At 37.5% G+C, this 12,128-nt stretch carries 13 protein-coding genes; 5 read left to right on the top strand and 8 right to left on the bottom strand.

Going from position 1 to position 12,128, the window contains the following annotated elements; genetic code table 11:
• Positions 1-57: 57 nt before the first annotated feature.
• Positions 58-468, bottom strand: coding sequence for a hypothetical protein (locus RIV7116_RS31325; protein ID WP_015122357.1), 411 nt, complete (start codon positions 466-468; stop codon positions 58-60).
• 122 nt (positions 469-590) lie between these two features.
• Between RIV7116_RS31325 and RIV7116_RS31320 the strand changes: the two genes are divergently transcribed.
• Complete coding sequence (locus tag RIV7116_RS31320; RefSeq protein ID WP_015122356.1) at positions 591-1,166, top strand: Uma2 family endonuclease; 576 nt, start codon at positions 591-593, stop codon at positions 1,164-1,166.
• Between the two features lie 59 nt (positions 1,167-1,225).
• Here RIV7116_RS31320 and RIV7116_RS31315 read toward each other — a convergent pair whose 3' ends face one another.
• Entirely contained in the window at positions 1,226-2,614 is a 1,389-nt protein-coding gene (locus RIV7116_RS31315) for a hypothetical protein (RefSeq protein ID WP_015122355.1), read from the bottom strand.
• Between the two features lie 285 nt (positions 2,615-2,899).
• Here RIV7116_RS31315 and proS point away from each other — a divergent pair, with 285 nt between their 5' ends.
• The 3 genes from proS to RIV7116_RS31300 all read left to right on the top strand — a co-directional run bounded on the left by proS (position 2,900) and on the right by RIV7116_RS31300 (position 6,347).
• Positions 2,900-4,702 (top strand): proline--tRNA ligase, encoded by a 1,803-nt coding sequence (gene proS, locus RIV7116_RS31310; protein WP_015122354.1) that lies wholly within the window; start codon positions 2,900-2,902, stop codon positions 4,700-4,702.
• A gap of 146 nt (positions 4,703-4,848) precedes the next feature.
• Positions 4,849-5,730 carry a DUF2993 domain-containing protein gene (locus RIV7116_RS31305; RefSeq protein WP_015122353.1) on the top strand — a complete coding sequence of 294 codons (882 nt, stop codon included), beginning with the start codon at positions 4,849-4,851 and terminating at the stop codon, positions 5,728-5,730.
• The gene (locus RIV7116_RS31300; protein ID WP_015122352.1) at positions 5,727-6,347 is read left to right on the top strand and encodes a GerMN domain-containing protein; all 621 of its coding nucleotides are present in this window, start codon (positions 5,727-5,729) and stop codon (positions 6,345-6,347) included. Before RIV7116_RS31305 ends, RIV7116_RS31300 begins: the two co-directional genes overlap by 4 nt.
• Before the next feature lie 244 nt (positions 6,348-6,591).
• On the opposite strand, the gene RIV7116_RS31295 is transcribed toward RIV7116_RS31300, so the two are convergent.
• From RIV7116_RS31295 to RIV7116_RS34360, 6 genes are all read right to left on the bottom strand, one after another.
• Positions 6,592-6,936 carry a metalloregulator ArsR/SmtB family transcription factor gene (locus tag RIV7116_RS31295; RefSeq protein ID WP_015122351.1) on the bottom strand — a complete coding sequence of 115 codons (345 nt, stop codon included), beginning with the start codon at positions 6,934-6,936 and terminating at the stop codon, positions 6,592-6,594.
• 68 nt (positions 6,937-7,004) lie between these two features.
• Positions 7,005-7,520 carry an acetyl-CoA carboxylase biotin carboxyl carrier protein gene (accB, locus tag RIV7116_RS31290; protein ID WP_015122350.1) on the bottom strand — a complete coding sequence of 172 codons (516 nt, stop codon included), beginning with the start codon at positions 7,518-7,520 and terminating at the stop codon, positions 7,005-7,007.
• Between the two features lie 124 nt (positions 7,521-7,644).
• Positions 7,645-8,211, bottom strand: a complete 567-nt coding sequence (gene efp, locus RIV7116_RS31285) for an elongation factor P (protein WP_044292569.1) — start codon at positions 8,209-8,211, stop codon at positions 7,645-7,647.
• 308 nt (positions 8,212-8,519) lie between these two features.
• A complete protein-coding gene (gene purN / locus RIV7116_RS31280) occupies positions 8,520-9,158 on the bottom strand; it encodes a phosphoribosylglycinamide formyltransferase (RefSeq protein ID WP_015122348.1) in 639 nt (212 codons plus the stop codon).
• A 153-nt stretch (positions 9,159-9,311) separates the two neighbouring features.
• Positions 9,312-9,893, bottom strand: a complete 582-nt coding sequence (locus tag RIV7116_RS31275) for a type IV pilin-like G/H family protein (RefSeq protein WP_015122347.1) — start codon at positions 9,891-9,893, stop codon at positions 9,312-9,314.
• A gap of 95 nt (positions 9,894-9,988) precedes the next feature.
• On the bottom strand, positions 9,989-10,753 hold the full coding sequence (locus RIV7116_RS34360) for a type IV pilin-like G/H family protein (protein WP_015122346.1): 765 nt from the start codon (positions 10,751-10,753) through the stop codon (positions 9,989-9,991).
• Positions 10,754-11,087: 334 nt separating this feature from the next.
• Here RIV7116_RS34360 and RIV7116_RS31265 point away from each other — a divergent pair, with 334 nt between their 5' ends.
• Positions 11,088-11,990: a carbohydrate ABC transporter permease gene (locus RIV7116_RS31265; RefSeq protein WP_015122345.1), complete on the top strand. Its 903-nt coding sequence runs from the start codon at positions 11,088-11,090 to the stop codon at positions 11,988-11,990.
• Positions 11,991-12,128 lie beyond the last annotated feature (138 nt).

Below are 12,128 nucleotides of genomic sequence, written 5' to 3'. Positions count from 1 at the left end.
TGTTGGAGACGTAGCAATGCTACGTCTCTACATCATTAATATAGTTATTGTTTTGGATTAGCTTTTGACATAACCGCTACCGAGTAAATGAGTTGCTAAAGCACAAGCAAATACATCCAAACAAAATACAACTCGCTGCCGTGGCGATACTTCTGGGTATCTGTTGTAGTCACCATAGTAACGACTCAAGTCTATAGAGGCTTCGCTAACCAGAGAAGTTTCTGCAAGTAATGACTTCAGTTCTTCAAATTCTACAATCCTATCTTCAACTTTTGCCCCGGTAAAATCAGCGAATCCCTCATCATGTCCACCGTTGTATCGGCAATAAACGGTTTTTACGCCTATTTCGCGCAGTACATCAAAAATTTGACGTGAATCTGTATTAAGATTTTCGCGAGTGAATTTCAATTCTCCAATAGCTGGTTCGTATTCGTACTTTCTTTGATTAGGAAGTTTGAAATAGGGCATATCATGATTCAAACTCTACAAGAACAAATATACTATAAAATAAAATTTGTTCAAAATTACTACTTTGTCAGTGATTAAGAAATTCTGTTTAAAATCTAAATATAATCCCACCTCTAAAAGCTATGACCATAATTACAGCTAAACGATTTACTATAAATGAATACAACCGTTTAGCAGAACTCGGATTTTTTCAAGAAGATGAGCGAGTTGAGCTAATTAGGGGAGAAATTATTCCGATGGCAGCAAAGGGTACGCTTCATTCAACTGTTAATAGAAGATTGATAAGAGAATTATCAAAATTAATTGGCAATCGAGCAACTTTACAAAACCAAGATCCAATTATCATACCTCCTAATAGCGAACCCGAACCTGATGTCGCGATTCTGAATAATAAAGATGATGATTACTTAAATGCTCATCCTACTCCACAAGATGTATTGCTTTTGATTGAAATCGCTGATTATTCTATAAAATACGACCAAGATAATAAATTACGACTTTACGCTGAAGCCGGTATTTTATATTATTGGATATTTAATTTAATTGAAAACTGTTTAGAAACTTACAACGAACCTTTCCAAGATTCACAAGGTAAATTTGGCTATCGTCGAAAAGTTATTTATCTTCCCAACGAAACTGTTAACCTACCTTGTTTTCCAAAATTAATATTAAATTTATCTCAAGTATTTCCTCAATAAATTCCTCCGCGTACCTCTGCGTCAAACTCCGCGCCCCTTTGCGTTTAAATCAAATCCCCTCAAATCAACCCTTCCATCGCCTTTTGTAAATCATTAGTAAAATCTCCAACCGCAATTCTTGCTGCTTTACGATTCTTTTTATAATCCTCAAATTTATCAGAAATAGAAAGCGGTTCTCCAATAGTAAGTTTTGCTTTTTGTTTACCCAATTTTGGACGTTTAAAAGGATTACCACCTTTAATTCGAGCTACCACATCCCATAAAATTAAAGTAGTTTCAGCAAATCTTTCTGCTGTAGGTTTTTCCCTGACATATTTACCTGTCACCGCGACAAAGCTTTCTACTAAACGCATATGCCACATTCGTAAATTAGCCTCTTCTGCAACTCTATCTGCCAATCTTTTTTCGATAATTGATAATGATTTATTATCTTTCAAATCTTCTCGAAAAATATAGTTCCAACCAGCTTGTTCTACTCGTCGGCAGCGGTCGTTGAAGTTACCTTTGGGCAGCAAATCAAAATATTCTTCGGATACTTTTAAAGCAGTGTTTAATAAAGCTTTCAAACGTGTGGCTATAGCTTCATTGCCGTCGCTTGTTTCGATTTCTGTAGTTTTCACTTCTGATGAATGATGGTAAAAACGCTTGTAAAAATCTTCCATGACAGTTAATAAATTTTCTGCCAAACGAATTAATCTTGGATAAAGGCTTTCTTGCGGTAAAGCTGTATCAAAACCACTTTCATCTACGGGTAAACCACTGGCTTCTTCTAATTCACTTAATAACTTGTCTATTGATTCCCAAGGTGGACTTACATAACTGTATTTAATTCCTACTGGTAAAATAAAAACTTGTTCGCTGCGTCCGGCTTTTTGTAAATCTTCAGCACACCAAAAGCCTAGTTGCGCTATTCCTGGTTCTAAAGGACTGATAATTTCGGAAAGTCCATTTGTCGCTCCTTCCGGTGCAGCACCTATGGGAAAATTCCCTTCTGCAAATAAATTCCGAGCCGACTTTAATCCAGTCCAATCTGCTTTACCTCGCTGTATCGGTGTACCACCCATACGCGATAAATACCAACCAACGTGAGAACCCGCCCACAAAGGAATTCCTCTATCGTACATAAAATGAGCGTGAACTGGATAATTTAATTTAATTCCTTCTTGTCTTGCTACTTTCGGTACTATATGGGAAAACAAATAACCTAGTGAAAAAGGGTCTTCCACTTGTGGATGACGGAATGCTAAGAGAAAACGAATCTTTTTTTGCTGAAATTCGTTGACTAATTTTACTAAAGTTTTGACATTTTCTGCTTCAATTTGACTAATAATGGTTTGCGAACGTATCCACGCTGGTAACAATAGCTGGGTAATTCGTAATACGGATGGGTTAAATTCTGGTGGAATAAATTCCAGAGGTGCTTGAGCTTGATGAATAGCGAGGGACAAAGTTATTTTCTCCTTAAACAGCGAACGAACAGTTTCCAATTACCAGCAAACGGTAAACTATTTATCTGGTTTTCTGAGTTTGTCATTAATATTGACTAGCGAAACGGTAATCTGTAAAAAAATAAAAATATTTAGAATCTAAAACTCTTGTAAGATAGGCATCCTGCCCATCCAGTTTATATGGAAAATCAAGTTTACACTTTAGGTTTACAAAAAAGTCATTTCCTGAGTATATTTCCTGAGTGTATGAAATAAAAATTATCCAATCTGCAAAGAGGAGAAAAGATGCGATTATCAAAAATGTTATTTGTTACTCTTAGAGACGATCCAGCCGATGCTGAAATCCCCAGTCATAAGTTATTGGTTCGTGCTGGTTACATTCGTCGCATCGGTAGCGGTGTATATGCTTATCTTCCTTTGATGTGGCGGGTTTTGCAAAAGGTAAGCCAGGTTGTTCGCGAGGAAATGAACGCAACCGGGGCAATGGAATGTCTTTTACCTCAGCTGCAACCTGCGGATTTATGGAAGGAATCGGGACGTTGGGATACTTATACTAAAGCTGAAGGTATTATGTTTTCTCTTACCGATCGCCGCGAGCAAAATTTGGCACTTGGTCCCACCCACGAAGAAGTAATTACTACTGTCGCACGGGATACGATTCGCTCTTACCGCCAGCTACCGGTACATCTTTATCAAATTCAAACTAAATTCCGCGATGAAATTCGTCCCCGCTTCGGTTTAATGCGCGGTAGAGAATTTATTATGAAGGACGGTTATTCTTTCCACGCGGATGAAGAAAGCTTGAAAAAAACTTATCAAGATATGTATCAAGCTTATAGCAATATGCTTCGTCGTTGTGGCTTGGAATTTCGCGCTGTTGAAGCGGATTCTGGTGCCATTGGCGGTTCTGGTTCGACGGAATTTATGGTTTTAGCGGAAGCTGGAGAAGATGAAGTTCTCTATACCGAAGATGGAAAATACGCTGCAAATGTAGAAAAAGCTGTTTCTTCACCTCCCGATGCAGAAGCTTCCAAGTTTACTACTTACGAAAAGGTTGAAACCCCCAAAACAGAGACAATTGAGAAGCTTTGCAAAACTCTTGAATGTTCTCCTACCCAAGTTGTCAAAAACGTTCTTTATCAAGCTGTTTATGACAACGGTACCACTGTATTAGTTTTGGTTAATATCCGAGGCGATCAAGATGTTAACGAAGTTAAGTTATATAACGAATTAACTAAATTGGCTTCTACTTATGATGCAAATACTATTCTTGCTTTAGAAGTACCCAACCCGGAAGCACAGGAAAAATGGGCGGCGAAATCTTTACCTTTGGGTTATATTGCGCCAGATATTGCTGACGACTATATTAAATCGTCCAAGGAAGTTAATCCCAAGTTTTTACGCTTTGTAGATAAAACCGCAGTCGATTTAAAGAACTTTGTCACTGGTGCGGACGAATCAGGTTATCACGTAGTGGGCGCAAACTGGGGAGAGCAATTTAAACTACCGGACTTAGTCGTAGATATACGCACGGCAAAAATTGGCGATCGCTCGGTTCACGATCCAGCCCAAACTCTCAAATCTGCTAGGGGTATAGAGGTCGGACATATTTTCCAATTAGGTAACAAATATTCCAAAGCGATGGGAGCAACTTATACAACCGAACAAGGTAAAGACGAAGCCTTGGTAATGGGTTGTTATGGTGTGGGTGTTTCGCGAATGGCTCAAGCTGCTGTAGAACAATCTTACGACAAAGATGGAATTATTTGGCCCGTTGCCATTGCCCCTTATCATGCAATTGTGACTATTCCTAATATTAAGGATGAAAAACAAGTAGAAGTTGCCGAAAAACTTTACGCGGAACTAAACCAAGTAGGTATTGAAACCCTTCTTGACGATAGAACCGAACGTGCAGGAGCTAAATTCAAAGATGCCGATTTAATCGGTATTCCTTATCGTATTGTTACGGGAAGGGCAATTACCAACGGTAAAGTTGAAGTTGTTGAACGAAAAAGTAGCGATGCTTACGAAATTGCCATCGACGAAGTTGTATCTACTTTAAAGCAAAAGATAAAAGATGAATTATGAGTTTTATACTTCGCTTGACTAAGGATTGAAAATCCTAAGAAATTAGCAATCAATCTGAAATATTTGGATGGTGCGTTGTCGAGGAGCGCAACGCACTCTACGAGTATATAAGTATAAAGTTTTATAAATTATCTTTGATAATAAACATGGAATTTATTTCCTTTTTGCTGTCGGGTTTGCTAGGGTTTATTTCTCCTACTGGGGTTGTCGTAGACAAAGTTGCAGAAAATGCGATTCGTTCTCAATTTAATGACGTAGAAAAATTACGAGTACGTGTAGAACACTCACCTACTCATCAATTATTACAGGGAAACATTAAAAAAATTAGAATTGCCGGACGCGGTTTCAAGTTAAAACAGTACAATTTTCGGATTGATGCTTTGGAATTAGAAACTGATGATATCGCTTTTTCACCAAATAGTATTCAAAAAGGAAAACTCAAATTACAGCAACCTCTACAAGCCGGTATTAGGTTAATTTTTACTCCAGCAGATATAAATAAACTATTACAATCGCCTGATATATTAGCTTTATTACCTAAACTAAAGCTAGATTCAAAAGATTACATAAATATTGATGATGATGCTGTATATAAGTTTGCGAATCCGCAATTTAACGTTTTAGATAATAATAAGTTATTTTTTCAAGTTGAATTACGTTCGGAAGAAGACAAAAAACCTTTGTTAATAAAGGTAGAGGCGGGACTCAAAATAAAAAAAGGTAGACAAATCCAGTTAATTGAAACAGTGGTAACTGTAAATGAGGAACAAGTTGCGTCACAATTCGTTGAAGGAATTGTAGAAAACCTTAATCAAAGACTAGATTTACGTAACTTGGAAGGTGACGGACTTTTAATACGAATTCTAAAATTTAATATAAGACCGTCCGAATTAAAAATTGCGGCTTTTGTACAAATAAAACCGTCCTCCCCCTTTGTGGAAAATCCCCTTTCCCCATCAGCGTTATCTACCAAGCCCCTCACACAGGTTCAGGTACTATCTCAGCCCATAAGCGAAGGTGTCAGATGACAGAGCAAAGAAAAACTAATCGTATCTCCTCTGGTGTTGTAGCAACAGTTGCGACTGCCGCTGTTGCAGTTGCTGGTATCACGGGTTATTTTGCTTTTAATAACGCCGGTGATGTCAATCCACCAAATCCAAATGTAACTACTTCACCAAATCCAGCAGGCTCGGGAACGCCATCAGCCACTAACGATAAAACGGCTACTGTTTATTGGCTTGAATCGAGCGGCACAAGCTTTAATTTAGTTCCTCAAGGCGTTCAAGTTGAAGCAGATGTTAATAATCCTTCAAAGTTCTTAGAAGCTGCTTTTAACACCTTATTAGCTGGTCCTACAGAAGGAACTGGTTCTTCTGCTATACCTGCAGGAACCAAATTACTAGGTATTAAAGCTGATGGAAACGAAGTAAGAATTAATTTATCGGATGATTTTCAATTTGGTGGTGGAAGCGCTTCCATGATTGGACGAGTAGGGCAAATTGTCTACACGGCTACAGCTTTGAATCCAAAAGCAAAAGTTTACCTAGAATTAAACGGCGAACAAATCGAAGTTCTTGGTGGAGAAGGTTTGGAGTTAGAGCAGCCCTTAACTCGCGAAAATTTCACCAAAAACTTTGAGCTTTAATTCACAGCAATTACGATTTATTAAACTGTTCAAAGAGACAAAAAATCTCCAAAATTCAGTAAATATTCGAAATATTTGGCTTTTTTTGTCCCCCCTTATTGATTTAAGGGGGGCTGTTTTTGAGCATTAATCAAATTCAAAGCAATATAGGGAACCCAGAATAGGAAACAGAAGAAAAAATAGGAGCAAAAATTTACTCAAATGCAAAATTCAAAATCCTGCGCCGGTAAACTATGAAATCAAATCATCTTTCATTCAAAACCCGAAAGCTACGGGCTTGTTGTTCTAACCTAGTCGCAAGACGATCGCAAACTCGGTTACACAACTCAAAAATCATATGATCTTCAACTCGGTAGTAAGCACAAGTTCCCTCACTGCGGCGACTGAGAATTCCCGCTTGCCACATTACCTTGAGGTGTTTTGATACATTTGCCTGAGAAGTATGGGTTGCCTCCACCAATTCTTGCACGCATTTTTCTTCTTCTCGAAGCAGATGCAACAACCGGAGACGCATCGGTTCACTTAACAGACCGAAGTATTCAGCTACTTGTTGCACCGCTTCTGTGGGTACAGGCAACATTTGTTTCATCAGAATTGACCCGCGACGAATGGAACTAACTTTTTTAACAATGACACATTCGTTATATAGATTAATACTTAATCGGGGTTAATTCGCATTAAAGCTTGACCATATTCTACAGAAGAACCATTTTCTACTAAAATTTCCATCACTTGACCGGATAGTTCTGCTTCGATCTCATTCATCAGCTTCATCGCTTCAATGATGCACACCGTATCGCTTTTGCGAATGCGATCGCCTACTTCTACAAATGGCGATTCACCTGGTGCGGGGGCGCGATAAAAGGTTCCAACCATCGGCGAATAAATTTCTACAAATTTTGAGTCCTTTGCTGTAGCGGCGTTTCCCTGTCCTCCATTTCCACTATCCGAAGCACCGCGATTAACATTTTCTGCTGTTAACGAAATATCCGCAGATGCATTACTAACGGTTGATGAAGGTAGGCTAACGATTTCTGGCGCAACCTGATTAACAAAATTGACACCCTTACGTACCGTTAATTCAAAATTTTCGCTTTTAAGGTTTACTTCTGAAATATCTGTTTGTGCAATAGTTGCTAAAAGTTGGCGGATTTCGTTAAAGTCTAATGACACAGCTAAAATGTCCTCATGGAATTAGTTTATAGATAATCAATCGATATATTAGAATTTCTTAAAACGGTAGGGATAGATATCCCTCCGCAGTAAGATGACTATTAGCGTTTTTTGAAGCAGAAATTTAACTTCCAGTTTCCCTACCTAGATATTTATCGTCGCGGGTATCAATACGAATACGCTCCCCTTGAGCAATAAATAGAGGAACCATTACGCTCGCTCCGCTTTCTAATTTTGCGGGTTTTGTACCACCCGTAGCAGTATCACCTTTGACACCTGGATCGGTTTCTACAACTTCTAATGTCACAGCATTAGGCAATTCTACCTCTAGCACTTGGTCGTTCCAGCGAACAACGTTGACTTCCATACCTTCATTAAGATACTTAACGCGATCGCCAATTTGTTGAGAAGTTAAACGGCTTTCTTCATAAGTTTCCATATCCATAAAGACGAAATCATCGCCTTCTTTATAGGTATGTTGCATGGTACTTTTTTCTAAAGTCGCTTGCGGTACAGTTTCCCCAGCGCGGAAGGTTCTTTCTACAGTATTACCAGTCGTGACACTTTTCAGTTTCGTGCGTACAAAAGCAGAACCTTTACCGGGCTTTACGTGGAGAAATTCAACCACTCGCCATACCGAACCATCTATTACAATCGAGACACCAGTACGAAAATCGTTACTCGAAATCATGAGATTTTCTATATATGGGAAGACAATCGGCATTTATTGTACCCCCCTATAGGAAAAATAGGATAATTTGTAATTTCTAATTCGTAATTATTAATTGGGCATCGAAAATTAGAAATTAGAAATTGGGGATTGGGCATTGGGCATTGGGCATTGGGAATTGGGGATTGGGCATTGGTAATTGGGGATGCAGTATTTCAATATGAAAAAAGGGAGCTTTCCGGCTCCCACTACAAATGTTTTTGTAACTACTGCTAACTATTCACTGCTCACTGTTCACTGCTCACTGTTCACTGCTCACTGCTCACTGTTCACTGTTCACTGTTCACTGCCAAGGCGATCGCAGCTGGTAAAATCCGATGTTCCTGAATTTGAATTCTTGTATGGAGGGTATCGGGGGTATCGTCAGGCAATACCGCTACTGCTGCTTGCATAAGAATTTTACCGCTATCCATTTCTAAGGAAACTAAATGCACGGTACAGCCAGTTATTTTGACTTGAGCTTTAATTGCTTGTTCTATTGCCTTCACTCCTTTAAAACTAGGCAATAAGCTGGGATGAATATTAATAATTTTTTGGGGAAATGCATCGATTAGTTCTTGAGTTACCAAACGCATCCAGCCAGCCATAATCACCCATTCCACATCATGCTGGCACAATGTCTGTACGATTTGCTTATCTAATTCTTCCCGGTGCTTGTAGTCGCGATGATTGATGAGTACGGCTGCGATATTTCTCTTATCTGCCCTTACTGCCGCATAAGCATCGGGATTATTATAAATTAAAACTTTAATTTCAGCATTTAATTGTCCGTTTTCAATAGCTTGGGCAACTGCTTCAAAATTACTACCACTACCAGAAGCCATTATTCCCAATTTGACAGGTTTATTTGATGACTGCGAATGTGTGGGGATATTGGGAGATATTAAACTTGGGGAGACGGAAATCATGGTTATTAAAAAACGGGTAACAGGTAGTGAGTAAACATAATTAAGTTCATATTTTCATTGTTCGCTGTGAGAAGCAATCCCCAGCGTTATTATGATTTCACTTAGTATGTACTATCGGATACCTTTTACTAATAAAATGATTATTGAAAAATATTATCTTGATTCGCTTGTATTATTTAAAGATTGAAAACCAGACGGGCATTTAATATCTTCAGATTTAGTTGCACTTTCAGCTAACTTAGGCATTTCCGGAGTCGAAGTTAAAGGGGCATTGGTTGCGGTTTCACAAACCTGAGCAATAGTCAAATCAACACCGTCTATTTTTACTGAGTATACTAATCCTAAATAACTTTTAATATCTTTACGCTTTGCTTGAGCAATATGCATTATGCTTTTGGTTTCAAGTGGCTGAGGAACAATTTTCAAATCATAATTTTGTATTTCGGTCTGGATATCTAATTGTGTTGTAAATTTATTATTCTCTAAAAAATAAACTTGTTGAGCGCTATTCATAGAATCAATACTGAATCTACCTTCATATTCTCGTGATTTTATTTCCCCAGTAAATAATTTACACCCAGAAATACCAGCTAAAAATAGCAATAAGATAATAGTTTTTAATGCTTTATTCATCATGTAAATGTGTCCTTTTTTTATCTTATTAGGAATGACCGCAACTGGCACATTTAGATCAATCTTTAACGTAATAATAAGACTTGTGATGTCACGCACCATGTGAGTCTTATGACAATTGCGTAAGTCTTGATTTAGTCAACGGCATAAATTATTCACAGATGGTAGATTTAAAGAATATTTACGTAACTAAAAATCTAACTCAAAGGTTTAAATCCAGACGGACATTTCATTTCTTCTGATGATTGAGTCGGAACTATTGGCATTTGAGGAGTGCTGGATAAAGCTTGGCTCGTTTCGCACAGCTTTGCGAAAGTAGTATATTCACCACTTTTGATTTTTGTTAAATATACTAATCCAACGTAACTATTCAAGCCTTCACCTTTAGCTTTAGCAATATTCATTACGCTTTTGCTTTCATTTGATTGAGGCACAACTTTATAAACGTAATTTTCTGTTTCTGACTTGATACCTAGTTTTAGTTCTTCAAGTTTTGTGGCAAACTTATTATTTTCTAAATAGTAAGCTTGATTGCCGCGATTCATAGAACCAACATAAGTTTTGCCCTCACTCTCTCGTGCTTTATTTGCTTGATTTTTGGCAATGTCTGCTAAAGCAACTACTTTTGTACCTGCTGGTAAACTTGTTGTCTCAGAAACTTTCTCAAGTGGTATATCGTAAGCAACTTTATCGCTAGAAGCTGCTTCTGGCGGTATCAGATATGCTTTACCTTCTGGAGTCAAGATGATTTTCATACTTTGCCCTGAACCACCTGGATCTTTTAACTCCCATTCTCCCGTCCATTTTTCCGATGCTGATGATTGAGCATTACTAGAGGAGTTGCAACCGGAAATTGCTGCTACAACTAGCAAAAGTCCAATAGTAGTTAGCTTGTTGGCGACAAAGATATTTTTACTAGAAATATTTTTTAAGATTTGAGATATTGTCCAGATTTTTTTCATAAACTTTGATCGCAAAGCGTTTGTTTACATGTAATTTTGCGGAACAGGCTCATCCTAACTGTTCTATCGATGAATGTCACCATCTATACACAAACACGCATTTATTGTTATCCGTAGGAATAGTATTGAGAAATATCAGTGAGACAGTTGAAGCGTTGAGTTAGGGTTGAAGATTTTTTGATCTAGTTCCTTTCAAAATTATCTTAAGTATTGATTTAACCTCAGTTGAAGAAAACAAAGCCAGCTTTTATGGATTGGGAATATATTGAACTGTTGCGATAATCGTTTACTGCATTTCGGTAAAATAGCTTTAAACTAAACATCACCGCATCTAATGCAGCAAAATAACAAAACTTCTAACTCTTCGTTCAAACAGTTACTTGACAATGAAACCTTTGCAGCTTGGCTTTTTCTAGCCCCTGCAATTATTCTACTAGGAGTCTTCGTAATAGGTCCCATTGGTTATTTGTTCTACCTCAGTTTCACTAATGGTAGTTTTACTAAAGACGGTATGACTTGGGTAGGGTTAAAAAATTATCTACGTTTAATACTTAATCCCGATTTTTCACAAGTTATGTGGAATACCGCCTATTTCACTGTGGCTACGGTTATACCCAGTATTGCGATTCCTTTATTATTAGCAGTCTTATTAAATCAAAATATAATTTTGCGGGGATTTTTACGAACTTCTTATTTTTTACCTTCAATTATTTCTTTAGTTGCTGCTGGCTTAGGATTTCGCTGGTTATTTCAAAATGAAGGTCCCGTCAATGCACTTTTAAATAGTATCGGCATTGAGTCTATTGCTTGGTTAAGCAGTACTACCTGGGCAATGCCAGTAATAATTTTACTCAGTATTTGGAAGCAGCTTGGTTTTAATATGGTGGTGTTTCTAGCTGGTTTGCAAGCTATTCCAGTTAGTCGTTATGAAGCAGCAGAACTTGATGGTGCAAATAGTTGGGAGCAATTTTGGTTCGTTACTTTACCGGGATTACGCCCTACTTTAATATTTACGACAATTACCACCGTGATTTTTACTTTACGCAGCTTTGAGCAAGTTTATGTAATTAGTGGTGGTGGTCCTTTAAATTCTACAAATTTGCTAGTTTACTATATTTATCAAGAAGCTTTCGGTCAATTTGATTTTGGTTATGCAGCGGCAGCAGCAACCGTATTATTAGCAATAACAATTGTATTAGTTTATTTTCAATTACAGACTTGGGGTGAAGATAGTTAGATTTATGAGAATTTAAGTACATTTATAAAAAAATGATTTTAAAACTATTTGCATGAGTGATTTAAACGAACATTAAGCTTTTATTATTATTTGAATAATTTTGTTTAAAAGTATCAATATATTTTGATTATTAGCTTC

Origin of the sequence: Rivularia sp. PCC 7116, from assembly GCF_000316665.1 — a bacterium.
Classification (GTDB): Bacteria; Cyanobacteriota; Cyanobacteriia; order Cyanobacteriales; family Nostocaceae; genus Rivularia.
The sequence above is the reverse complement of the archived record's forward strand: the minus strand, read 5'-3'. Positions and strand labels throughout refer to the sequence as shown.